Raw genomic sequence first — 23,998 nt, forward strand, 5'->3', positions numbered from 1 at the left:
GAGAATTCCTTACTGAGAGACGATCAGGCCGGTGAGCTGGTAACCCATCAAGAGGAAACCGGCGCTCATCATGGCGACGTTGGCGGTGTAGGCATGACGCCAGAAGCTGGCGGTACGTCGCCAGTAGCCCATGACAATCAAAATTGCGCCCAGGGCCAGGAGCTGACCGATTTCGACGCCGACGTTGAAGGCGATCAGGTTGGTGATCAGGCCATCTGCCGAGATCTCGTATTCCTGAATCTTGGTCGCCAGACCAAAACCATGCAGCAGGCCGAAAATCAGCGTGGCCGCTTTGGTGTTCGGCTGATGGCCGAACCAGCGCTGGAATGCGCCCAGGTTATCCAGCGCCTTGTACACCACCGAGAAACCGATGATGGCGTCGATCACATAGGAGCTGATGTTGATTTCCGCCAGTACGCCCAATAGCAGCGTCACGGTGTGACCCAGGGCGAACAGGGTGACGTAGAGCCCCACGTCCTTCAGGCGGTAGAGAAAGAAGATCACCCCGAAGAGGAACAGCAGGTGGTCGTAGCCGGTGATCATGTGCTTAGCGCCCATGTAGATGAACGGCAGCACCATCACCCCGGAGCTTTCCTGGATAAAGCCCTTGTCGCCCTCGGCGACAGCGTGGGCCAGTGCGTCAGGCATGCCGAGAAACAGCAATGCCGTGAACAGCAGCAACAGTAGTAACGAGCGATTCGGGCGCACGACAGATGCGTCCATTGCGCCCATAGATAGCGATTGCATGGTTGAGTCCTAAATTAAAGGGGTCTTGGGCCGCACAGCGGCCTGTGTCAGAGCACAAATGTGGCGCGCGGTGGCCGCTCGATCAGGAAGATCGGGCTTGGAGGAATGGAGTAGCGAGGGGCGGGTATCGGCTGCGCACGTTCTGGCAGCGTGCTGATGCTCAGCAGCGCAGTCAGGTGTGGTGTTTCATGTAGATGGTCGGCGGTCAGCGGCGAGTGGCAGTGATCACCGTACGCAGCACAGGCCAGCGTCTCGTCACCATGCGCATGCGAATGAGCACCGTCATTGCCACTCAAGGAAGGCTGGCTCGATCCCATAAACAGCGCAGAGGTATGTCCAGCCCAAGCCATCAATATGGCGAGAGCAAGGGCAAAAATCACCTTGGTGCTGATGGGATTGGTGAGCATGTTGTGGTTCTTTCGATGCCTAAGCGGGTGGCTTTTCTGGAGGGGTGGTCGGTTTGACCATATCCCCCCCAGGGGGATAGCATGCGAGCGTAATTCATCGACGCACGAGACTCAAGGTATGAGCGATCACGAACACGGCCACCAGCACCAAAGTCATGGCGACATCATCAAAAGGTTGAAGCGTGCGGAGGGCCACCTGCGCAGCATCGTCACCATGATCGAAGACAGCCGTGCCTGCGTCGACATCGCTCAGCAGTTGCATGCCGTAGAGAAAGCCGTCTGCCAGGCCAAGCGTGTGCTGATCCAAGACCATATCGACCACTGCCTGGAACACACGGTCGAAGCACTTGCAATAGGCGAGCGCGCATCACTCGAAGACTTCAAGCAAATCACCAAGTACCTCTAGGCCTCTTCCCATGTCGAGCTTCGCCGAACTGCTGCAACAGGGGGCCTCGCAGGCCTGGCTGTATTTCCCTAGTGCCATCTTGCTCGGTGCCTTGCATGGCCTGGAGCCAGGGCATTCAAAAACCATGATGGCGGCATTTATCGTGGCCATTCGTGGCTCGGTGAAGCAGGCCATTCTGCTGGGTCTTGCTGCAACGCTTTCGCACACAGCCGTGGTCTGGCTAGTGGCCATGGCTGGCATGTACCTAGGACAAGGCCTGGATGCCGAAACCACCGAGCCTTATTTCCAGCTCGCGTCCGCAGCGATCATTATCACTATCGCCTTGTGGATGCTTTGGCGCACTTGGCGTGGCGAGCAGATGTGGCGCTTCGAGGAGGGCAATGACCATCACCAACACGATGAAACCCATCGCATCGATACCGGGCATGGGTGTATCGAGCTGTCGATCTTTGAAGAAGGAGTTCCACCACGCTGGCGGCTGAAGTCCTTGAGTGGCCATACCTGGTCGGCTATTGAAGTGAGCCTGCTGGCTACCCGGCCCGATGGCCAGACCGAACAATTCTGGTTCGTAGACCGAGGAGGCTATCTGGAATCACTGGTCGAGATTCCTGAGCCCCATGACTTCACTGCACGGCTTAGCCTGGGCCATACCGGTCATTCCCACGACTATGACCTGGAGTTCCGCGAGCACAGCCACGGTCATGAGCATGCTGAGCAGGAGGAACTGGAACTGTCGCTGGAGGGCTATCAAGATGCCCATGAACGGGCGCACGCCAACGACATCCGCAAACGCTTCAGCAGCCTTAACGTCACCACCAGTCAGATCATCATGTTCGGCCTAACGGGAGGGCTGATTCCGTGTCCGGCCGCAATCACCGTGCTGCTGCTCTGCCTGCAAGTGAAGGAAGTTGCGCTGGGAGCCGTACTGGTGTTGTGCTTCAGCATTGGTTTGGCCATCACTCTGGTCACCGTTGGCGCTGCCGCCGCTATCGGCGCTCGCCAAGCCTCCAGTCGCTGGCCGTGGCTTGGCGCTGTAGCGCGTCGCGCCCCTTACCTGTCCAGCTTGCTGATCATCGGCGTGGGGATTTACGTCGGTTTCCACGGTTGGATCGGCCTGAACGCCTAGCCGATGTGGGAGTTATCCGGTTATTTCGGTCTGTTCCTCACAGCCTTCGGTGCCGCCACGCTGCTGCCCATGCAGTCGGAGGCGGTACTGGTCAGGTTGCTGCTGACTGACCGCTATACAGCATGGACACTACTGGCGGTGGCCACCACGGGCAATGTGCTGGGCTCGGTGCTGAACTGGCTGCTGGGTCGCTCCATCGAGCACTACCGGCACAAGCGCTGGTTTCCCGTCAGCGAAGGCAAGCTGGAAAGGGTCCAGCAGGCGTATCACCGCTTCGGTCGCTGGTCGCTGCTGCTCAGTTGGGTACCGATCATTGGTGATCCACTTACCGTGGTAGCCGGTGTCATGCGCGAACCGTTCTGGAGCTTCCTGTTAGTCGTGACGCTGGCCAAGGCCACTCGCTACCTGCTGCTGGCTGCGCTGACGCTTGGGTGGTTCGGGTGAGCCCGCATGCACGCGACGCCAACCTGGATCTGATCAAGTGGCTGGCGATGCTGACGATGCTGCTGGATCACTTGCGCTACGTTTGGCCTGAAGCCGAATGGCTGTTTATCGTCGGTCGTTTAGCGTTCCCGCTGTTCTGCCTGGGCATTGCAGCCAATGTGGCGCGCTCGCAATCGGGAGCACTGTACACCGATGACAACGTTCGTTATTTGGGCTGGATGGTTGCGTTTGCCGTGATCTCGGAGTTGCCCTATCGCCTGCTTTCCAGCGACAGTAGCACGGCCCTCGCTGCTGCTGGGCCTGCTTATCGTCTGGGGCGCACACCATCGTGGCCGCGATGGCCTTATTCTGGCTCTGGCCGGAGTGAGCCTGGCAGTGCTGATTCAAGAACGCCTGATGTACGGGATTTTCGGTGCGCTGTTGCCGGCAGCATTGTTGCTGGCCATGCAACGCCCTGGTCTGGTTTGGCTATTGCCAGCCGCACTTTGCGTACTGGCCAACAGCCGTAACCGCTGGCTCGCGGAGTGGGAGTTGCAGCCCTATACGTTGCTGATCCTGGCCACAGCGTTCGCGGCGCCCTTAATTGGGCTATGGCTACTGCGCCGAACGCGCCATTTCAGGATCTGGCCGGTCAAGCGCTGGGGCTACTGGTTCTACCCTAGTCATCTAGTAGCACTGCACCTGATCCGCACGCTCAGCTAGTGTGGGTTTTCCTTCTTCAAAGCCTGCTTGCTCACTCCATATAATCAGCAAGGAACCATCGTTAACAGCCGCCGTGCACTGTGTAATTAGCCCTTTGGGCGCGTCACCTTTTAAAAGGTTATGCGATGCCTATGGTGCTTGTGCCGCCCACCTGAGAGTGATCTCATGCGGGACAATTCGTACGACGACCGTATTTTCAATGAGGCTAGGATCAAACCTCCCTCCCCCACTTAATGCCTACCGACATCAACGATGCCCAGCCGTACTATTACAACTCAAGCAGTACTTGCACTGAGCCTGGCATTACTGCTGGTCATGGTCTGGCATACATCTTCCTTGTTGACGGGTACAGAGCCGCAAGCGGGATTCAAAAGCGAATCCACGCACAGTAGTTTGTCCACAGATACAGCCCCCTCTTGCTCATGGTGTGAAGATCATCGGCACTCGCCGGTGACTGCTGACCATGTGCATGAAACCCCTTACCTCGGGCCGTTGCTTACCCTGCCTGCCCAAGCAGAAAACAACGCACTTGCGGCTATTTCGGATCAAGCTACGCCAGTTCGCCCTATCTACCTGATTGAGCGCCCTCCACGATCCAGACGCGTGATCTAGACAAAACCGCATTGCGGCCAAAGACCACTGCAATCCAGGATCAACTTATGCAATCGCTTTCTCCTCGCGGGTTCGTGGCTCTGTCCGTGCACCTACGCCGCCCGGCGCTCTTATCGCTGTTCGCCATCTCGTTGATGGTTATGGGCATGGCAGATGCACGGGCTCAAGACGTCACCACAAGCGGTATCGCGCCAAAGCTAGTTTCCGCGCCATCCACCTCAGTCGAGGGCAGGTATCAACCATGAAGGAAGCAGAGACAAACACTCGCGCTATCAACCCCTGGGGCCTGCTACTTATGGCCTGGGGTATTGCGCTTGTTTCAACTTTAGCCGCGCTGTTCATCGGCGAGGTCATGGGGAAAACACCCTGCGTTCTCTGCTGGTTCCAGCGCGCATTCATGTTCCCACTGGTCGTGATTCTGGCCGCTGGTTGCTACATCTCAGATTTCGGCGTCTGGCGCTATGCGTTGCCAGTTACCGTCGTGGGTTGGCTCATCGCGCTTTACCACAGCCTGCTCTACCTCGGGATCATCCCGGAGAGCATCAAGCCCTGTGGTGCAGGACCATCATGCTCCAGCGCTGACATGATGATTTTCGGCAGCATACCGCTGCCACTGCTTTCGCTGGGTGCATTCACCCTTATCGCTGTTCTTCTTGTTCTCATCCGCCGGAGGTCTTCCCTATGAGCAGACGTGCAATCGTCCTCGTCATCAGCATTCTTACTGCGCTCGGCTTCGCTGCTGCGGCATTCGTTTATGATCGATATTCGGCAAGCGAAGAAACTCCGCCAGCGGCCCCGGCAACCAGCTCCTTGGTGCGCTTCCATTCGCCAGTTATCGGTGCCGCTAATGCGCCAGTAACCATTGTTGAGTTCTTCGATCCGTCCTGCGAAGCCTGCCGTGCCTTCTTTCCACTGGTTAAGCAGATCCTGGCTGAGAACCCGAAAGATGTGCGCTTGGTGCTGCGTTACGTCCTCTTCCATGAAGGCTCTGAAACAGCGGCAAGAATCCTTGAAACTGCGCGTAAGCAGGGGGTCTATGAGCCGGTTCTGGAGGCAATCATCGCGGCTCAACCGCAATGGCACAGTGACCCTCAGGTGCTCAAAGCCTGGGAGGCTGCTGAAGCTGCAGGCTTAGATGTGGAAAAGGCCCGCGCAGAGATGATGGCTACCGATATCACCGAAACGCTTAAAACAGACGCCCAGGATGCCCAAGCTGCTGCCGTGCGCCAGACGCCCACGTTCTTTGTGAATGGCAAGCCGCTCCTGAGCTTTGGTGCACAGCCACTGATTGATCTGGTTAAAGCTGAAATCGAACAAAGCAAATAAGCGCTTGCAGTTTGTAAACAAACGAACCCGCACCACCGCCTGCAATGTCTCGTGCCGAGTACTGCAGGCGGTGGCGCATTGTTTAGTGGCGATGGCTTTTCCCAACGTGGGTATGGCCATCATCTGGAAGTGCACTGACTCCGCCAGTGGTGTTCAGCCGCTGAAGAATTCCACACTCGTCTACACCCCGCTCAGAGGCGCAACGGTGGCGTAACTCAACCAGCTGTTGTTGCAGTGCCAGCAGGCTGGTCACTCGCGCTTGCACATGCTCGATGTGCTCATCCACTAAGCTATTCACACCCTCACAGTTCCCCTCTGGCCGATCCATCAGCGCCAACAAGCTTCTGATCTCGTCCAGGGTCATGTCCAGTGTTCGGCAATTACGAATAAACGTAAGCCTCTCAAGATGCTCACTGCTGTAAAGACGATAATTGCCCTCGCTGCGAGCCGGTGTCGGCAACAGCCCTTCACGCTCGTAATAGCGAACCGTTTCAACCTGGCAATCGGCAAGCTTGGCCAGCTCTCCAATTTTCATGAAATACCCCTTCTACAAACTCTTGACCCTGTAGTGGCTTCAGGGTGTTCACTCTACAGCACTGACCAATAAGGATACCCCCATGGCTGGTTGCTGCAGTGATGAACAAAAACCTGAAGCGGTTTCAAAGGATGTCTGCTGTGACCCCAGCGGCGCGTTTAAGTGCTCGGCCACGGCAACTACAACGGTAAATGCCATGGTTGGCTCCAGGCTCAGCAGTTTCCGTATTGAACAAATGGACTGCCCTACCGAACAGTCGCTGATTCAGGACAAGCTGAGCAAGCTGGCAGGCATAGATAAGCTCGACTTCAACCTGATCAATCGGATTCTTGGGGTATGGCACAGCTTGCCTTCGACCGCGCCTATCGAAGCGGCGATCTCGTCCCTGGGAATGCAGGCAGAACCGCTATCTGCTGAAGGGCAAGCCCGCATCAAAATCGAACAGATGGACTGCCCAACTGAAGAAAAGCTCATCCGCGACAAGCTGACCTCGCTACCCGGCATCAGTGCATTGGAGTTCAACCTGCTTCAACGTGTACTGACGCTCAGCCACACAGCAGAAGCGCTGCCAGCAGCACTGGCAGCGATTCGCGAGCTTGGTTTCACGCCAGTGGTTGAGGGTTCAGCAACAGCAAGCGAAGAAGCACAAGGCACCCCGCACAAGAAAGCCTGGTGGCCCTTGGCGCTCTCGGGCGTGGCCGCCGTATCGGCGGAAGTGATCCACTTTGCCGAGCTTGCGCCAGAGTGGGTTGTGGCTGGCGTGGCGCTGCTCGCCATTCTGCTGTGCGGCCTAACGACCTATAAAAAGGGCTGGATCGCGCTGAAGAACCGCAACCTGAACATCAATGCGCTGATGAGTATCGCGGTGACCGGTGCGGTGCTGATTGGGCAATGGCCAGAAGCGGCCATGGTCATGTTCCTCTTTTCTGTCGCCGAGTTGATCGAAGCGAAGTCGCTGGATCGGGCTCGCAATGCCATCCGTGGCCTGATGGATCTGACCCCTGAGCGCGCCACGGTGCAGCAGGTCGATGGCACATGGCTGGACGTTGACGTTAAGACCATCGCCGTAGGCGCATTGGTCAGGGTTCGACCTGGCGAACGAATCGGTCTCGACGGCGAGGTTACTTCCGGCAACTCCACCATCAACCAAGCGCCCATCACGGGGGAAAGCCTGCCCGTAGAGAAAATCATTGGCGACCCGGTTTTTGCAGGAACCATCAACGAAGCCGGCTCCCTGGAGTACCGCGTCCTAGCCGCCGCTGCCAACACCACGCTGGCACGTATCATTCACGCGGTCGAAGAGGCGCAGGGGTCACGTGCGCCGACCCAGCGCTTTGTCGATCAATTCGCCAAGGTATACACCCCTGTCGTATTCCTATTCGCCCTAGCTATCGCCATTGTGCCGCCACTCTTCATGGCCGAGCCCTGGTACGACTGGATCTACCGTGCCTTGGTGCTGCTGGTGGTCGCCTGCCCTTGCGCCTTGGTCATCTCGACGCCCGTCACCATTGTCAGTGGCCTGGCAGCGGCGGCGCGTAAAGGCATTTTGGTCAAAGGCGGCGTCTATCTGGAAATCGGTGGCAAGCTTGGCTTCCTGGCACTCGACAAAACCGGAACCATTACTCATGGCAAGCCGGTACAGACCGATTACATGCCGTTGGTTGAACAGGATTCAGAACTCTACCGTACTCATGCTGCCAGCCTCGCCAGTCGCTCTGACCACCCGGTTTCGCAGGCAATAGCCACGCATGCCACTGAGAATGGCCTGACGTTTGCTGCCGTTGAGGGATTCGAAGCCCTACTGGGTCGAGGTGTTCGAGGCACCATCGAAGGCATAGATTTCCACCTGGGTAACCACCGCCTGGTGGAAGAGCTTGGCCTCTGCTCACCCGAGCTGGAAGCGACGCTGGAGCGTCTCGAACGCCAAGGTAAAACAGTGGTGGTGCTGTGCAATCCGCAGCGTGCCATTGCCCTGTTCGCCGTTGCCGATACCGTCAAGGGCTCCAGCCGCCAGGCAATTGAGGAGCTTCATGCGCTTGGCGTGAAGACCACAATGCTGACCGGCGATAACCCGCACACCGCAGATGCGATTGCACAGCAGGTAGGCATCGACGAGGCACGCGGCAACCTACTGCCAGTCGACAAATTGCAGGCCATTGAAGCATTGCAGGCGCGCGGCTACGTTGTAGGGATGGTCGGCGATGGCATCAACGATGCGCCGGCGCTGGCGAAGTCTGAAATCGGTTTCGCCATGGCCGCCGCCGGCACGGACACGGCCATCGAAACTGCGGATGTGGCCTTGATGGATGACGACCTGCGCAAGATCCCGGCCTTCATCCGCCTGTCTCAACAGACCGCCGTCATCCTCAAGCAGAACATCGTGCTGGCGTTAGGGATCAAGGCCCTGTTTCTCGCCATTACCCTAACGGGGCAGGCGACGATGTGGATGGCCGTCTTTGCCGACATGGGCGTCAGCCTGCTGGTGGTGTTCAACGGCCTGCGCCTGCTTAAAAAGTAGGATCGGAGGATTGAAGATGAAAGCAGCATTGCAACTCGCAATTGAACAAGCCTTTCAGCAGGCCCGGCAGGCCATGCAGGAACAGCGCAGCGCAGATGCCTTTCAATGGTTAGAGCGCGCGCACATCCTGACCCAACGCCAACCCGTGCTGCATGCTGGGTCACACTGGCTGATGCTTGTGCTCGGCTGGCAGACCGGCGATTACCGCGAGGTCGCGGGGCAACTACCACGTATTTTCGCGGCCCTGCTGTTCTCCAAAATCTGGGTGCCTATCGGCAATACAGGCCGCTCCAGGGTCAGTGCTTTCAAGCCCATGCCGGTTCCCGAAGAACCACAGACCTTGCTTGCCGATGACAAGTAAACTCAATCCGGTCGGTGATTGCGCCCATGCAAATTGATATCTCTACCCAGCTGCCATGCTCACTGGCAGAGGTGATCGCCCAGGTGCGCACGCCACGTCTGCTGCATCAGGTTGCATCACCGTTGCTGAGTTTCAGCCCGCTGACTCCCGTTGAGTTTCCTGGCACCTGGAGCGAGGGCACTTACTGGGTCAAGCTGAAGTTATTCGGCGTACTTCCCATTGGCCGTCAGGCGATTGTGATTACATACCCGCAGACGGAAAATGCTCAGATTTTCATGCTAAGAGACAACGGCTACAGCCCGCTGATCAGCAAGTGGGATCACCTCATTACGGCACAAGAGGTCAACGGCGGAACGCTTTACCGAGATAGCGTGACCATCAAGGCGGGCGTCCTCACTCCGTTCGTCTGGCTATTTGCGCGCCTGTTCTACGCCCACCGTCAGCGCCGCTGGGCAACCTTGGCGGCAAATGGCTTTAACTACGGAAACTCTCAGCCGCTGTAGTAATCGCACCTTGCTAGGTTCTTGGTCGCATCAACCAACTCTTCGTCTGGTAAGCGCTGAGCCCATGGCTATTCACACCCATGCGGTCACAGTTTCATGCACCATTACTGCCATGAGCTGGAATATACGCAGTGCGCCTGCCAGCTCCAGCTCGTCAGCGAAATGCTGGCTTACACGGCGGGAGTGAGCAGCATGCCCGAATCACGCAAGGTGATTCGGGTGGACGCTTACGAGCATCCAAACAAGATCAACCGGCGTCACCCCCAGCCGGCTTGTCACATCAGCCCGGCGCTATCGATCTATCTGAGTGCACCGTCCTATGAGCTGGCAGTCATGAACATTCGGCCTGATCAAGGCTGGAGCTCTCTCGACCTACCCGTCGGATTCTATTGAAAATCTGAATTCAAATGTCGCTTTAAGACAACTTTCATTGCCGCCTTGTGAAGATTACAGAATTGTAATTTTCCAATCATCTTCAAGTTATCTTCAGCTTGCAAGGATAGGGCTCAGCTCCCCAAAGGCGCAGAGCGCTTGAGGGTGCAATACCTATAAGAACGCCATGGCGAAAACTAGACTAATAACTGCCAATTATAAAGGAGCAATAAGTGCTTAATAAAACCAAACTATCCCTTGCAGTATTTTCGGCGATTGTCAGTGCAGCTCCGCTCATGGCGGCCGCAGAAGAGCAAGCCGAAGGTTTTGTAGAAGGTAGCAGTTTCAATATTCTCAACCGTAACTTCTACATGAATCGTGACTTTCGTAAAGGTCAGTCGAGCAACACTGACAATGGTTATACTGAAGCTTGGGCACACGGGATCATTGGCCAGTTCGAGTCGGGCTTTACCCAAGGCACCGTAGGCTTTGGTATTGATGCCTTCGCCATGCTCGGCCTTAAACTGGATACCGGGGATGGTCGATATGGCCCAGGTGGTACTGTTAATCTGCTGCCGGTAAATAGTGATGGTGAAGCCGAAGATAACTACTCCAAAGTGGGTGGTGCAGTAAAAGCCCGGCTATTCGACACCGTTGTCAAAGTGGGTGATGTGTTCCCCATGACGCCGGTGGTTCACTACGGTGACTCCCGCCTGCTACCGGAAAGCTTTCGCGGCGTTACGGTTGAGAACACAAGCTTTGATGGTTTGACCCTTCAGGGTGGCCGCCTGCATGCCATGAGCCAGCCGCAGGTCAGCACCATGCGTGATGAGTTCGCAACCTTCTATGCGGGCTCTGTCGCGTCTCCATGGGTTGCCTATTTCGGCGGTGACTATTCGCTAAATGACAACCTGAGCTTTAGTCTCTATAGCAGCCAACTCAAGGATGCTTGGAAGCAGCACTATGCCGGTACGTCCTTCACCTACCCGCTGACCGACAGTGTTTCCTTGTTCGGTGGCTTGAACTACTACAAAGCTGTTGATGACGGCCAGCAGCTGTTGGGTGAGTTCGATAACGACATTTACAGCGGCAAAGTGGGTGTGCAGTTCGGTGCACACAGCGTTGCCCTGTCGCACCAGCGCAACAACGGCGACGATGATTTCGACTACCTGCGCCAGTCTGATTCCATCTTCCTCGACAACTCTATTCAGTACAGCGACTTCAACTCGCCGAAAGAGAAGTCCTGGATGCTGCGCTACGACCTAGATATGGCCAGCTATGGCGTTCCTGGACTGACCTTCATGACGCGCTATGCGCTGGGTACAGATGCGGACTATTCCGACGCCAACAGTGTGTATATGCGTCGTGATGCCGATGGCAACCCGCTGACTGACCAGAAGCGCTGGGAACGCAACATCGAAGCCAAGTACGTCGTCCAAACGGGCTCACTGAAAGAGATGTCCTTCCGTGTTCGCCAGATGACTACCCGCGCAACGGATTACGAGTCGGATCTGGACGAGGTTCGTCTGATCGTCGAGTACCCACTGAGCGTGCTCTAAAAATGGATGGGCGGGCGGGCTCTAAAAGCACTGCCCGCTCATGCATAACAAGATAGGCAGTTATTAGATTTCAAGAATGTAATGTTGGGCTCACGCTGCTGTTAGCTTCACCTCCGTAAAATTCACTCGAACTTGCAGAACTTGTCCATGAACCTCGACAAGCTAATAATTGAATTTTACGAGGCCTGCCTTATGAAGATGTTGAAAGCCCTAGTTATTGGATCAGTACTTCTTGTCGGCTCCACACAGTCTTATGCAGAAGATGGCTATGATCGCTCAATGAAAGCTCAGGCAAAATTTCGAGCAGATCAAAAACGAATTCACGGAACTGAGCCTGCTGCCAAACCGGCGGACGAACTAAAGGTTAAGACCAGCAACCAAGATCGGACCAATACCGATCTTAAAAAAGAAACCAACGCTGACTAACCGCTCACTTCCGAACGATGTTCACCTCTAGAAGCTCCCGAGCTCCTTTGGAAAGAGGTGTACCCTAAGCGCCCTTCGGGGCGCTTTTTTTATTTAATCTTTAATAATAAGAAAGATTCACTGGGAGTTTAAACCTCCAAGCTAGACAACTAACTCTTCTCTTCCGCAAGTCATTCATATCTGCAACAAGCCATCGCTGTCAGCGTGTAGCAAGAAGGGCAAAATGATACCGGTGAAGGCCTTTAGGGATGCTCTGAAGTAGCCATGTATTTCGGGCCGACTTCAGCCCCCGCCGATTTTGAAAGCGGCAAACCAATCAAAAACGATCAGATCACCCGCTCATTTCAGTGTTTCTGGCCGCCGCGATAACCTCGCAGCGGCCTTTTCCCACATTACAGGCGCACCTCTCCCACATTCGTCAGCAAATGCCGGCGCACCATCCACAGGTTCGACAGCGCGAACAATGTCACCAACTGTGCCGTGTTCTTCGCCAGGCCTCGGAAGCGTGTCTTCACATAGCCGAACTGGCGCTTGATCACCCGGAACGGATGCTCGACCTTGGCACGCACCTGGGCCTTGGCTTTCTCGATCTTGCGCTTGGCTTTGTACAGCGCGCTGCGCTTACTCAGCTTCTTGTACGTACTACGACGGGCCGCGATCTGCCAGATCACCTCACGGCCTTCATGTTCCGGGCGCTTCTCCACGCCGGTATAACCCGCATCGGCCCCCACCATGTTTTCCTCGCCGTGCAGCAGTTTGTCGACCTGGGTAACGTCTGCAACGTTGGCTGCCGTTCCCACCACGCTGTGCACCAGGCCGGACTCGTCATCAACGCCTATATGCGCCTTCATGCCGAAGTAGTACTGGTTGCCCTTCTTGGTCTGGTGCATTTCCGGATCGCGTTTGCCATCCTTGTTTTTGGTCGAACTTGGCGCATTGATCAGCGTGGCATCGACGATGGTGCCTTGGCGCAACGACAAACCCCGGTCGCCCAGGTAGCCATTGATCACGGCCAGGATGCCGGCAGCCAGTTCGTGTTTCTCCAGCAAGCGACGGAAGTTGAGGATCGTGGTTTCGTCGGGAATGCGCTCAAGGCTAAGCCCCGCGAACTGGCGCAGAATGGTGGTCTCGTACAGCGCTTCCTCCATCGCTGGATCGCTGTAGCCGAACCAGTTCTGCATCAGATGTACGCGCAGCATCGCCATCAGCGGATAGGCCGGACGACCGCCTTCACCCTTGGGATAATGCGGGTCGATCAGAGCGACCAAACCCTTCCACGGCACCACCCGATCCATCTCGATCAGGAACAACTCCTTGCGGGTCTGCTTGCGCTTGCCTGCGTACTCGGCGTCGGCGAAGGTCATCTGCTTCATCGGAAAACTCGGCGGGTGGAATCCGGGCATTTTGCCAAAATCAGGAAGTCTTCTTCAGAATTTCCTTAGATTGATCTGCCTGATATCTGCAAAGGCACTCGGCTATCACCCCGATGCTAGAACACGGTGTCATTTGAATACCGCGCCCTTGCACCGTCAGCAGATACCCACTCAATAGCCAGACGCCGTGCCCATCTCAATCTTTCATGATTCAAGCCATCCAAGAGGATCGCCACGCTTTTCGCTTCCTCATGTAAGCTGACGTTTTTCATCCTTGAGGATGCTATGAGTAGGGATGCACTTGAACAAAACCAGATACCGATCTATTTCGTCGCGGTCATTGCAGCGGCAATCGGTGGGTTAATAGCTACTGCAGCGGCGCAGAGCCTGAACGCATTAGTGACCCCGACTATCGCCGTGCTGATGTACGCGATGTTTCTGCAAATTCCCTTTCTTGATCTCCGCAAAAGTCTTAGCAACAAACGCTTCATGTCAGCCTTGCTTATCGCCAATTTCGTACTGATTCCACTGCTGGTATGGGCACTCACCAGAGGGCTCGCAGAACACCCGGCAATCCTAATAGGCGCTCTTCTAGTTTTGCTCACCCCGTGTATCGACTACGTGGTGGTCTTTACTCACATTGGCAAAGGCGACTCGCGTGCGATTCTTGCAGCAACCCCCATCCTCTTGCTGTTGCAGCTTGTGCTGTTGCCTGTGTACTTGGCTTTCATGCTAGGGGAGCAATCCCGAGTCGTTATCTCGATAGCGCCTTTCGCTGAAGCCTTTCTCGCACTGATTGTCGTGCCTTTATTGCTCGCGGTTGCTACAGCAGCCTTGGCTAAGCGCTCACGGTTCGTAGGTCGCTGGAACACCGTATGGGCATGGATGCCAGTCCCTGCGATGGCGGCAGTTCTCATTGCGGTGGTTGGGTCGCAAATCTCGCCGGTGGTTCGTGATATCGACCAGCTTTTACCGGTGATCCCGGTGTACATCGGTTTCATGCTTTTGGCCCCCGTAGTGGGCGCACTGGCTTCAAGAGCTTATAAACTGCCCGCCTCGACGGCGAGAGCGGTTACTTTCAGTACCTCCACACGTAACTCGTTGGTGGTTCTTCCGCTGGCCCTGGCATTGCCTGAAGAAATACGGGGGCTTGCAGCCGCAGCGGTCATCACCCAGACGCTGGTTGAGTTGGTGGGTGAGCTTGTCTACATCCGGGCAGTTCCGATTCTTATTTGGCGTAAAAAAAGCCGCTGAGGACGTCACAGGCACAGTCACCGCCCACATTGAGCGGTATTTACGGTAAGCAAAAAGCCCCGCTCAAGAGCGGGGCTTTTCAGTTGCACACGAATAGCGCTGTGAACTTAGCGCAGACGATGGGCCAAGCGGTAGAGCAATGGCAAAACCAGCAGCGTCAGCACGGTTGAAGACAGGATTCCGCCAATCACCACCGTCGCCAGAGGGCGCTGAACTTCTGCGCCCGTACCGATGGCAGTGGCCATTGGAATAAAGCCCAGAGACGCAACCAAAGCAGTCATCAGCACCGGCCGCAAACGAGTCAACGCGCCTTCACGAATAGCCTCGTCCAGCCCCATGCCGTTCTCACGCAAACTGCGAATAAAGGAAATCATCACCAGGCCGTTGAGTACCGCGACACCCGACAACGCAATGAAACCCACCCCCGCAGAGATCGAGAGCGGAATATCACGCAGCCACAAGGCCATGATCCCGCCGGTCAGCGCGAAGGGCACGCCGGTGAATACCAGCAGGCCATCTTTGACATTGCCGAACATCATGAAGAGCAGCGTGAACACCAGCAGCAACGAGACCGGTACGACAATCTGCAGGCGCTTGGCTGCCGACTGAAGCTGCTCGAAGGTGCCGCCCCAGGTCGTCCAGTAGCCTGTAGGGACGCTAACCGCCAGGGCGATCTTGCTCTCGGCCTCGGCGACAAAAGAGCCAATATCGCGGCCGCGAACGTTGGCGGTGACCACCACGCGACGCTTGCCACTTTCACGGCTGATCTGGTTCGGCCCCGGTGCGGACACCACGCTCGCCACATCAGCCAGGCGCACAAACCCTGGGCCATCCAGCCCATCGCCATTGGCCAGACGAATAGGCAGCTGCTGGATCTTGTCGACATCATTGCGCCACTCGTCCGCCAGGCGAACTTGGATATCGAAACGCCGGTCACCTTCAAACAGTGCACCCGCCTCGCGCCCGCCGATGGCGGTGGAAATGGCGTCCTGAATCTCCGAGACATTCAAACCGAATCGTGCGGCTTTCTCACGGTCGATTTGTACGCTGAGCATCGGCAGACCGGTGGTCTGTTCGACCTTCACATCAGCTGCTCCTGGAATACCCTCCAGCACCTCAGCGATTTGCTCGGCGGTCTCGTTCATCACATCCATGTCATCGCCAAACACTTTCACTGCGACGTCACTGCGTACGCCGGAGATCAGCTCGTTGAAGCGCATCTGAATGGGCTGAGTGAACTCATAGTTGTTGCCGGAAACCTGTTCAACCGCCTCCTGCATCGCCGCAACCAAATCGGCTTTGCTGCGATCAGGATCGGGCCACTGGTCGCGCGGCTTTAGCATGACAAAGTTGTCCGCCACGTTCGGCGGCATTGGATCGGTTGCGACTTCAGCGGTTCCAAGCTTGGCGAACACCGTATCAACCTCGGCAAAGGATTTGATTCGTTGTTCGAGTTGCACCTGCATTTCAATTGCTTGCGAAAGGCTAGTGCCAGGAATACGCAGGGCATGCAAAGCGATATCGCCCTCATCCAGGCTCGGCACGAACTCACTGCCCATCCGCGAAGCAGCTAAACCAGAAAGCACCATGATGACTGTCGCAATGGTCAGCACTAACGGCTTGCTGACCATGACCCAATCTAGCAACGGCGCGTAGCCTTGCTTGACCCAGGCCATTAGCCGATTTTCTTTTTCACTGACGTTGCCATTGAGGAACAGTGCAACAGCTGCCGGGACGAATGTCACCGAGAGGATCATGGCTCCGAACAGGGCTGTCACCACGGTGAACGCCATTGGGTGGAACATCTTGCCTTCCACGCCGGTCAGCGCAAATATCGGCAGGTACACCACCATAATGATCAGTTGGCCGAACAGCAGTGGACGACGCGCCTCCTTCGACGCCGCGAACACCTCATGGAAGCGCTCATTACGGGTCAACGTTCGGCCTGCTGCGGCCTGGGCGTGAGCCAAACGACGCACGCAGTTCTCTACGATCACCACGGCACCATCGATGATGATGCCGAAATCGAGTGCGCCAAGGCTCATCAGGTTCGCGCTGACCTTGTTGCTGACCATGCCCGTAAAGGTGAACAGCATCGACAGCGGAATCACCATTGCGGTGATGAGGGCCGCCCGAATGTTACCCAGGAACAGGAACAGGATAGCGATAACCAGCAGAGCGCCTTCGATCAGATTCTTCTTCACCGTATTGATGGCCTTATCGACCAATACAGTGCGGTCATAGACCGTCTTCGCTATGACTCCTTTCGGCAGGTTGCGATTGATCTCCTTTATGCGCTGGTCGACAGCCTGCGATACATAGCGGCTGTTCTCACCAATCAACATAAAGGCAGTGCCGAGCACCACCTCCTGGCCGTTCTCAGTAGCGGCACCGGTGCGCAGCTCCTTACCCAGGCCAACCTCGGCCACATCACCGATGCGCACAGGAACACCATCGGTGTTCTTGATGATGATGTTGGCGATGTCAGCGATATTGCCGACTTGTCCCGGAGCGCGGATCAGGTACTGCTCGCCGCTGCGTTCGATGTAGCCCGCACCAACGTTGGCATTATTGCTCTCCAACGCAACCACAATGTCCTGCAGGCTGAGGCCATGTGCGACCAGGCGCTCCGGCTTGGGTGAAACCTGGAACTCCTTGGCATAACCGCCAATGGTGTTGATCTCGGTAACACCTTTGACGGTTCGCAGTTGCGGCTTGACGATCCAGTCCTGAATCTCACGCAGATCCATCGGTGTATAGGTGCTGCCATCCGGCTTCTTCGCACCGTCTTGCGCCTCGATGGTCCACATGTAGATCTCGCCCAGACCAGAAGCGATTGGCCCCATGCTCGGCGACAGATCACTGGGTAGATTTCCACGCGCTTCCTGTATCCGCTCATTCACCAACTGACGAGCGAAGTAGATGTCTGTGCCGTCTTCGAAAATGACGGTGACCTGCGACAACCCGTAACGTGAGATTGAACGCGTTTCCTGTAAGTTGGGCAGCCCAGCCATTACCGATTCAATCGGAAAGGTCACGCGTTGCTCGGTTTCCAGTGGCGAGTAGCCCTTTGCCTCGGTATTGATCTGCACCTGCACGTTGGTGATGTCGGGAACCGCATCAATCGGCAACTTCTGGTAGCTGTAAACACCCAACGCTGCCATGCCGAGCACAGCCAGCAAGACTAGCCAGCGCTGGTCGATGGCGAAGCGAATTAATCGTTCGTACATGTCAATTTCCCCTAAAGCGCAGCATCACCGCGCTCTCCAGTACGGATGCGCAATGCGTCGGTCAAAGGGGCCACGGCGACGATTCCATCACCGGGTACACCTGTGTGGGCGGCCTTCTCGATGGCATGGACGATCTCATCGGCAACTTCTTCTGAACAGAACGCCAGCAGCACGAGATGCTGATGGGCGTCGGGGTTCCACTCGTCGGCGATGTAGCTGTGATCCTTGCCGTGGCCACGTGGATGACCATGGGCGGGCAGGATGGTAAATCCAGGCAGGTGTGGCAGTGCATGCAAAGCTTGCTCGACGGCCTCAAGCCGGATCGGGCGAAAAATAGCTGTAACTTGTTTCATAGCTCGACTCCGAATTAGTGGTCATGGCTCGCGCCGGCTTTGCCAAGCTCAGCTTTGATCAGGAAGCTGTTCTTCAGCGCGTATCGATCGCCCGCCTTCAGACCCGAGATAACCTCGACGAAGCGGCCGTCGGATTTGCCCAGCTCAAGAGGCCGAGCTTCTAGCTGGTTATCGAAGCGGCCGAACACTACCTGCCAATCGCGAACGGTCTGGATCGCTTCGACCGCTACTGCAACGGGAACGTTGTTCTCCTCGGCAATCACCTCGACCGTCACTGGCAAACCAGGCCGCCATAGCCGATCTGGGTTAGCTAGCACGATGCGAGCAGTCGCTGAGCGGGTTTGCGCCCCAACCAGAGCGCTGACATAGGAAATGGAGCCCTTAGCCGTGGCGGCGAATGCGCTGGAGCTCACGACAACGTTTTGCCCTTCGGCGATTACGCCCAAGTCTTTCGCCGCGACGGTTGAGTCCACCCATACGGTCGACAAATCCGAGACGGTAAAGACTGCGGAATCCTCTTTGAGTACTTCACCAACAGAGATGCTTTTGCTGGTTATCACGCCATCGATAGGGGCACGAATCTCGAATTCGGTGAGATTCTGGCCTTTGGCCGGTGCACCGCCCAGCGAAGCGATTTGTTGCTGGACGCGCTGCACTGCGATAGCAGCTTCCTGCATGGCAACTTGCGCCTGCAGGAAGTCCTGCTCGGCGGAAATCTTCTCTTCCCACAATTGCTTTTCACGTGCATAGGTCGTGCGGGCAAGCGCAGAGCGTTGCTGGGCGGCCAGTAGCTCGCCACGCAGTTCGGCCAGCGCCTGGCTGGAGATTTTGGCCAATACCTGACCCTTGCTGACCGTATCGCCAGCACTAACCGCCACCGAGTCGACGCGCCCGGCAAGTTGCGGGGTCACCTGAACCGTGCGGTCACCGTTGTAACGAACCTCGCCGAGCACTTGCAGCGTGGAGGCGATTTTCGCGGGACCAGCAGTGGCGAGCGTGACGCCACCCTGCTCAAGCTGCGCATCCGTCATGGTCACGCGGCCCTCAACCTGCTCGTAACCGAACGAATAGCTCTTGCCACTGTGCGTGGCGCTGATGGAAACCTGGAATGAATGCGGCTCTACAACCGCGGCATCGCCACGTAGGTAGTTATTCTCTTTGCTGAAATTGATGATTTGCGCAGGTTGGCCAAGACGCAACAAGGTCACTTGCACCGTGCTTTCAGCAGGATTTAGAAGCTTGCCGTCCAGGTAGGTATAGAGCCTGAACTGAGGCTCTACGCCCTCCTCAAAAATCGTCACTTCAAGCGCATAATCACCCTCGGTGAAAAGCTTGCCGCCATGCTCGCCCTTGGTGGGTTCTACAGTTTCATGGTGCTCTTTATCTGCATGCTCATCGGCCTCTTCATGCTCGTCGGCCGAAGCCTCCCCGTGGTGCTCGGGATCTGCGTGAGCCGATACATCCTCATGACTCTCATCATGGCCATGGCCTTCCTCCCCGGACTTACCAGGGCTACCACTTAGAATCAGGCCCGCCACGGCTAAACCGATGACGACAACAGCCACAATCATCAGCCACTGCTTTCTGGGAGTTGTTGATGCCATTGGTAACTCCAAATTATCAAAAGTATTGAATTTGATTCATGCCCAGGCGGCGACTAAACGCGCTCAATAAACATGCAGCCGCCAGGAAAGCAGGCGAGGCTTCATGTCGCATGACGCGACCGTCTAAGGCGTTATGTAGGTGCGCAGAGATGCTTATTTTTTGAATTCGATGTTGAGTTGGGAGCCGTAAATCTTCTCCAAGCTCACCCAGGCCGAGATAGCTTCATCCAGGGTATTCAGGTACTGGGAGCGCATGCTTACGAGGGTGCGCTGAGCATCGAGTACATCGATAAAGGCAAACTTGCCCATCTCGAATCCACGTACTGCGCCCTCTACTGCTTGCTGCGCGGTCGGCAGCAGTGTGCCGCTGATCGAGTCGACTTCACTTCTAGCGCTTTCCCACTGCTCAAATGCCTGCTGGGCTTCCGCGCGCAGGCGGAGTTCTGCGGCATTGCGCAAATCCCGCGCTTGGTCAGCTCCTTGAGCAGCGGCCAGCACATTGCCTTGGTTACGGTTGAACAACGGAATAGGCATCGACAAGCCGAGCAAATTGACGCGCTCGCCAAGCCCTTCGTCGTATTGGCTGCCAACACTGACGGTGAGGTCTGGAATGCGCTGCGACTTTTCGAGTTCCAAGGAAGACTCGGCACGCTGGATGTGCGTGCTGGCCAGCCGTAGGTCCGCTGTATCTGTTATGCGTGCAAGCATCTCAGCCTGCGACGGCAGGTACGGCAGGCGCTCAAGATCACCCTCGACATGCGCGAAGTTCGGTGTCTCGGCACCCGTTATGAGCGCCAGTTGCTTGTAGGCATTGCTTTGATTGAGGCGTGCGCGATTCAGCTCCAGTTGAATTTCCGAAAGCTGCACCTGAGCACGCGAAATTTCGATTGGCGAAGCCTTGCCGGCCTTTACGCGCCCTTCGACCACCTGAAGTCCGCGACGGGCAAGGTCTAACGACTGAGTGGAAAGCTGCAGTCCTTCCTGGGCACGCAGGGCTGAGTAAAAGGCCTGGATGACCTCAGCGCGCAAGATGTTTTTCTTACGCTCCAGATCAATCGCCACCGCGTCCTGATCACGCTCAGACACATCAATACGCGCGCTACGCTTGCCGCCCAGCTCAATTGGCTGAGATACCTGAATGCTGGTAACGCGCGACTCACTGCGCGTGTCCTCAACGCTCCAGGACAACTCAGGATTCGGGATCAGCCCAGCTTGAGTACGAGCACCTTCGGCAATACCTGTATTCCATTGTGCTGCAGCGAACTCCTGGTTCTCAGTGAGCGCTTGCGCCAACGCCTCATCAATCGTTATTGACTGCCTTGTTGATTCGGCAGCAGTTGTTGGAACTGGAGCAATTAACAATGCAGCCAGTAGCCCTGATAACACACAGAACTTACCTACTCCAACTCCATGTCCGGCCATTGTTTTTACATGCACTTAAAAGTCCTCCGCAGAACTAACTCTGCTGGAATATAATGAAGGCCTTTATATTTATTAATCCCGAGGGATATCGAGGATCATTACTTGGGAAAATAAGTAGAAAGCCAATTCCCGGCAGAATGTAGTGCTCCACGCCTATCAGCAAGGTGACTGGAAAATTACAAATACGTTATCCAGCACCTTTCCAAGTAGGCCTGTATTAGTATTGGCAGCGCTCAAGAGAGCAGGCGATTTAGCGCCCAGCAACAACTAGAAACAAACACAGTTAAATAGCGGTTGCCTCGCGTGTAGCGCCCCGGGCAGCCCTGCCAGTCAAAAGTTGGGGGTTTTGGATAAGGGCAAGTACTGCGACACGTTGTCGCTTAACACCTTGGAGCCATGCGAAATAGGCATTACAGCTTGACCCTAAAGCCGCTTCAGGCTTTAGCCTTGGAGCAACCTGAAAAGCCGTAGGTCATATCCGTGACCGCCGATGAAAGAATTAAAACCACTCCGCAGCCACAACAAAAGAATATCTAAAAAATACTGGCTGCACATTTTAAGGTGAATTTTTATGCGAATCCTTATTGTCGAGGACGAGCCCAAGACTGCCGAATACTTACACCAAGGTTTAAGCGAAAGTGGCTATGTAGTTGATAAGGCAGCCACTGGCGTGGACGGTCTCCACCTTGTTAGGCAACACGCTTACGACTTGGTAGTGCTTGATGTAAACCTGCCTGAAATTGATGGCTGGGGCGTGCTTGAGCATATACGCAGTAACAGCAGTACACGCGTGATAATGCTGACTGCACGCGGGCGCTTAGTGGATAAAATTAAAGGCCTGGATTTGGGGGCAGATGATTATTTAGTCAAACCGTTCGAGTTCCCTGAATTACTTGCGCGAATTCGTACATTGCTACGGCGAAGCGAGCAAATTCCAGTACCGGAAGTGCTGCGGGTAGCCGACCTTGAGCTTGATCCGGCGAGGCACCGCGCGTTCCGTGGTGAGCAGCGCATCGACCTGACCACTAAAGAGTTTGCGTTGCTGCACCTACTGATGCGCCGCTCTGGGGAAGTGCTATCGCGCACCCAGATCATTTCGCTGGTCTGGGATATGAATTTTGACTGCGACACAAACGTCGTCGAAGTCTCCATCCGCAGGCTACGCGCCAAAATTGATGATCCGTTCGATAACAAACTGATCCACACCCTCAGGGGTGTTGGGTACGTGCTTGAGGAACGGGCATGAAGCCGGCCAGTCTATCCATGCGCCTTGGCCTGTCGGTCAGCGTGATGGGGGCGGCACTGGTTGTTCTGCTAGCGGCACTCGCCTACTTCGCGCTTACCCATGAGCTGGACTCGTTGGCCAAGCAGAGTCTTGACGGCAAACTGGAGCAGATTCAGCACAATCTCGCCGAAGACATGAGTGCACATGCAATTGCCCAGCAACCTCACGAGTTGCTGGATCTGGTCATGGGGCATGACAACCTGCACCTGACGATCTACGGGAAAAAGTCAGGCACCAAATTACTCCTGAATCTGGGTGAGAAATCCAGGGAGCCCATTCTTGCCAACATACCAGCAGGCGATACCCCTAGTTACCAAAGCTGGTCGGATACTGAGGGAAACAACTTCCTGACCGCATCCAAGGTGATGCTGCTCAACGACGGCGACCACGTCAGGGTCTTACTCTCAATTGATCGATCTGCCGACGAAGCACTGCTCAGTGCCTACCTCAAGTCAACACTGATCGCACTCCCTCTTCTGCTCGCGCTGATTGGCATGGGCGCATGGTGGATCGTGCAGCGAGGCCTTTCTCCGCTCCGGCAATTTCGCCAGGTTGCATCGCTGATCTCCACACAGGATCTGACCCACCGAATTTCCGTGGATAAGCTTCCACAAGAACTCAGCGCGCTGGCCCACGGCATCAACTTCATGCTGCATCGACTTGATGGCGGCGTTCAGCAGCTATCGCAATTCTCTGATGACTTGGCCCATGAGTTGCGTTCGCCCATCACCAACCTGATGGGCAAAGCCCAGGTAACTCTCTCCAGAGAGCGTCCGCCAGAGGAATACAAAGCCGTACTGGAGTGCTGTACAGAAGAGCTTGAGCGCGTCACCCGGATTGTTTCCGACATGCTGTTTCTCGCTCAAGTCAGCCACCCGGCGTCCCTGGTTCCCTTCGAGAAGATTGCCCTAGAAGATGAGGCAAGACGCGTTGTGGATCTGTTCAGCATCTCCGCGGAAGAGAAGCAGATCAGCCTGAGCATTGTCGGAGCAGGCCTAACCTTCGGTGATCGGCTGATGGTGCAGCGCGCGATTTCAAACCTGTTGTCCAATGCGATTCGACATAGCCCCATCGGCGCAAACATTTCGTTGCTGATCGAAAAGCACAGCGAAACCGTATCGTTCTCGGTGGAAAACCCCGGGATTGGCATTCCCGCACAACACATCCCTCATTTGTTCGAACGCTTCTACCGTGTCGATACCAGCCGCTCTCGTGCCGAAGGTGGAACAGGGCTTGGCCTGGCAATTGTTCGCTCGATCATGAGCCTGCATCAGGGCACGGTCGAGGTCAGCAGCCTGCCAGGCAGCTTCACCGTGTTCCGTTTGATCTTCCCCAAAGTCCGCAATGGTTCCTCGACCTAGACCCTGCAGGCGTACAGGCATAACGACCAGCCGAAGATTGGCTGCAGAGGAACCCGCCCCTATTCGGAGAGC

At 56.0% G+C, this 23,998-nt stretch carries 22 protein-coding genes and 1 pseudogene; 15 read left to right on the forward strand and 8 right to left on the reverse strand.

What is annotated here, in order from left to right; translation table 11 throughout:
- Nucleotides 1-9 precede the first annotated feature (9 nt).
- Both FFS60_RS06020 and FFS60_RS06025 read right to left on the reverse strand, forming a co-directional pair.
- Nucleotides 10-747, reverse strand: coding sequence for a HupE/UreJ family protein (locus tag FFS60_RS06020; protein WP_137821411.1), 738 nt, complete (start codon nt 745-747; stop codon nt 10-12).
- 47 nt (nt 748-794) lie between these two features.
- Nucleotides 795-1,154 carry a hypothetical protein gene (locus FFS60_RS06025; RefSeq protein ID WP_137821412.1) on the reverse strand — a complete coding sequence of 120 codons (360 nt, stop codon included), beginning with the start codon at nt 1,152-1,154 and terminating at the stop codon, nt 795-797.
- A 118-nt stretch (nt 1,155-1,272) separates the two neighbouring features.
- Between FFS60_RS06025 and mreA the strand changes: the two genes are divergently transcribed.
- The 6 genes and pseudogenes from mreA (at nt 1,273) to FFS60_RS06055 (ending at nt 5,770) form a co-directional block, all read left to right on the forward strand.
- On the forward strand, nt 1,273-1,560 hold the full coding sequence (gene mreA, locus FFS60_RS06030; protein WP_045733414.1) for a metal-sensing transcriptional repressor MreA: 288 nt from the start codon (nt 1,273-1,275) through the stop codon (nt 1,558-1,560).
- Nucleotides 1,561-1,570: 10 nt separating this feature from the next.
- Entirely contained in the window at nt 1,571-2,686 is a 1,116-nt protein-coding gene (locus FFS60_RS06035; RefSeq protein ID WP_137821413.1) for a nickel/cobalt efflux transporter, read from the forward strand.
- 3 nt (nt 2,687-2,689) lie between these two features.
- Nucleotides 2,690-3,130: a YqaA family protein gene (locus FFS60_RS06040; protein ID WP_137821414.1), complete on the forward strand. Its 441-nt coding sequence runs from the start codon at nt 2,690-2,692 to the stop codon at nt 3,128-3,130.
- Between the two features lie 47 nt (nt 3,131-3,177).
- Nucleotides 3,178-3,832, forward strand: a pseudogene (locus tag FFS60_RS06045) (TraX family protein).
- Between the two features lie 853 nt (nt 3,833-4,685).
- Nucleotides 4,686-5,129 (forward strand): disulfide bond formation protein B, encoded by a 444-nt coding sequence (locus FFS60_RS06050; protein ID WP_137821415.1) that lies wholly within the window; start codon nt 4,686-4,688, stop codon nt 5,127-5,129.
- Nucleotides 5,126-5,770, forward strand: coding sequence for a thioredoxin domain-containing protein (locus FFS60_RS06055; RefSeq protein WP_137821416.1), 645 nt, complete (start codon nt 5,126-5,128; stop codon nt 5,768-5,770). Before FFS60_RS06050 ends, FFS60_RS06055 begins: the two co-directional genes overlap by 4 nt.
- A gap of 82 nt (nt 5,771-5,852) precedes the next feature.
- On the opposite strand, the gene cadR is transcribed toward FFS60_RS06055, so the two are convergent.
- Nucleotides 5,853-6,305: a Cd(II)/Pb(II)-responsive transcriptional regulator gene (gene cadR / locus FFS60_RS06060; RefSeq protein ID WP_017675702.1), complete on the reverse strand. Its 453-nt coding sequence runs from the start codon at nt 6,303-6,305 to the stop codon at nt 5,853-5,855.
- A 235-nt stretch (nt 6,306-6,540) separates the two neighbouring features.
- Between cadR and FFS60_RS06065 the strand changes: the two genes are divergently transcribed.
- The 6 genes from FFS60_RS06065 (at nt 6,541) to FFS60_RS06090 (ending at nt 12,044) form a co-directional block, all read left to right on the forward strand.
- A complete protein-coding gene (locus tag FFS60_RS06065; protein WP_137821438.1) occupies nt 6,541-8,823 on the forward strand; it encodes a heavy metal translocating P-type ATPase in 2,283 nt (760 codons plus the stop codon).
- Nucleotides 8,824-8,839: 16 nt separating this feature from the next.
- A complete protein-coding gene (locus FFS60_RS06070) occupies nt 8,840-9,184 on the forward strand; it encodes a DUF3703 domain-containing protein (protein WP_017675704.1) in 345 nt (114 codons plus the stop codon).
- Between the two features lie 26 nt (nt 9,185-9,210).
- Entirely contained in the window at nt 9,211-9,687 is a 477-nt protein-coding gene (locus FFS60_RS06075; protein WP_017675705.1) for a hypothetical protein, read from the forward strand.
- 96 nt (nt 9,688-9,783) lie between these two features.
- The gene (locus FFS60_RS06080) at nt 9,784-10,080 is read left to right on the forward strand and encodes a hypothetical protein (RefSeq protein WP_017675706.1); all 297 of its coding nucleotides are present in this window, start codon (nt 9,784-9,786) and stop codon (nt 10,078-10,080) included.
- 212 nt (nt 10,081-10,292) lie between these two features.
- A complete protein-coding gene (locus tag FFS60_RS06085) occupies nt 10,293-11,618 on the forward strand; it encodes an OprD family porin (protein ID WP_026088463.1) in 1,326 nt (441 codons plus the stop codon).
- 147 nt (nt 11,619-11,765) lie between these two features.
- Entirely contained in the window at nt 11,766-12,044 is a 279-nt protein-coding gene (locus FFS60_RS06090; protein WP_224490798.1) for a hypothetical protein, read from the forward strand.
- Between the two features lie 392 nt (nt 12,045-12,436).
- Here the strand turns inward: FFS60_RS06090 and FFS60_RS06095 are convergent, their stop codons facing one another.
- Entirely contained in the window at nt 12,437-13,417 is a 981-nt protein-coding gene (locus tag FFS60_RS06095; RefSeq protein ID WP_137821417.1) for an IS5 family transposase, read from the reverse strand.
- A gap of 285 nt (nt 13,418-13,702) precedes the next feature.
- On the opposite strand from FFS60_RS06095, the gene FFS60_RS06100 reads away from it, so the two are divergent.
- The gene (locus FFS60_RS06100; RefSeq protein WP_059392065.1) at nt 13,703-14,671 is read left to right on the forward strand and encodes an arsenic resistance protein; all 969 of its coding nucleotides are present in this window, start codon (nt 13,703-13,705) and stop codon (nt 14,669-14,671) included.
- 107 nt (nt 14,672-14,778) lie between these two features.
- Here FFS60_RS06100 and FFS60_RS06105 read toward each other — a convergent pair whose 3' ends face one another.
- The 4 genes from FFS60_RS06105 to FFS60_RS06120 all read right to left on the reverse strand — a co-directional run bounded on the left by FFS60_RS06105 (nt 14,779) and on the right by FFS60_RS06120 (nt 21,280).
- Nucleotides 14,779-17,901, reverse strand: coding sequence for an efflux RND transporter permease subunit (locus FFS60_RS06105; RefSeq protein ID WP_045733420.1), 3,123 nt, complete (start codon nt 17,899-17,901; stop codon nt 14,779-14,781).
- A gap of 11 nt (nt 17,902-17,912) precedes the next feature.
- Complete coding sequence (locus tag FFS60_RS06110) at nt 17,913-18,254, reverse strand: P-II family nitrogen regulator (protein WP_045733421.1); 342 nt, start codon at nt 18,252-18,254, stop codon at nt 17,913-17,915.
- A gap of 14 nt (nt 18,255-18,268) precedes the next feature.
- On the reverse strand, nt 18,269-19,858 hold the full coding sequence (locus tag FFS60_RS06115; RefSeq protein WP_045733422.1) for an efflux RND transporter periplasmic adaptor subunit: 1,590 nt from the start codon (nt 19,856-19,858) through the stop codon (nt 18,269-18,271).
- Nucleotides 19,859-20,011: 153 nt separating this feature from the next.
- Entirely contained in the window at nt 20,012-21,280 is a 1,269-nt protein-coding gene (locus tag FFS60_RS06120; protein WP_045733423.1) for a TolC family protein, read from the reverse strand.
- Between the two features lie 571 nt (nt 21,281-21,851).
- On the opposite strand from FFS60_RS06120, the gene FFS60_RS06125 reads away from it, so the two are divergent.
- On the forward strand, nt 21,852-22,526 hold the full coding sequence (locus FFS60_RS06125) for a heavy metal response regulator transcription factor (RefSeq protein ID WP_017675714.1): 675 nt from the start codon (nt 21,852-21,854) through the stop codon (nt 22,524-22,526).
- Nucleotides 22,523-23,926 (forward strand): heavy metal sensor histidine kinase, encoded by a 1,404-nt coding sequence (locus FFS60_RS06130; RefSeq protein ID WP_045733424.1) that lies wholly within the window; start codon nt 22,523-22,525, stop codon nt 23,924-23,926. The genes FFS60_RS06125 and FFS60_RS06130 overlap by 4 nt, the downstream gene beginning before the upstream one ends.
- Nucleotides 23,927-23,998: the final 72 nt, after the last annotated feature.

The organism is Pseudomonas sp. D(2018) (assembly GCF_005502555.1).
GTDB classification, from domain to species: Bacteria; Pseudomonadota; Gammaproteobacteria; order Pseudomonadales; family Pseudomonadaceae; genus Metapseudomonas; species Metapseudomonas resinovorans.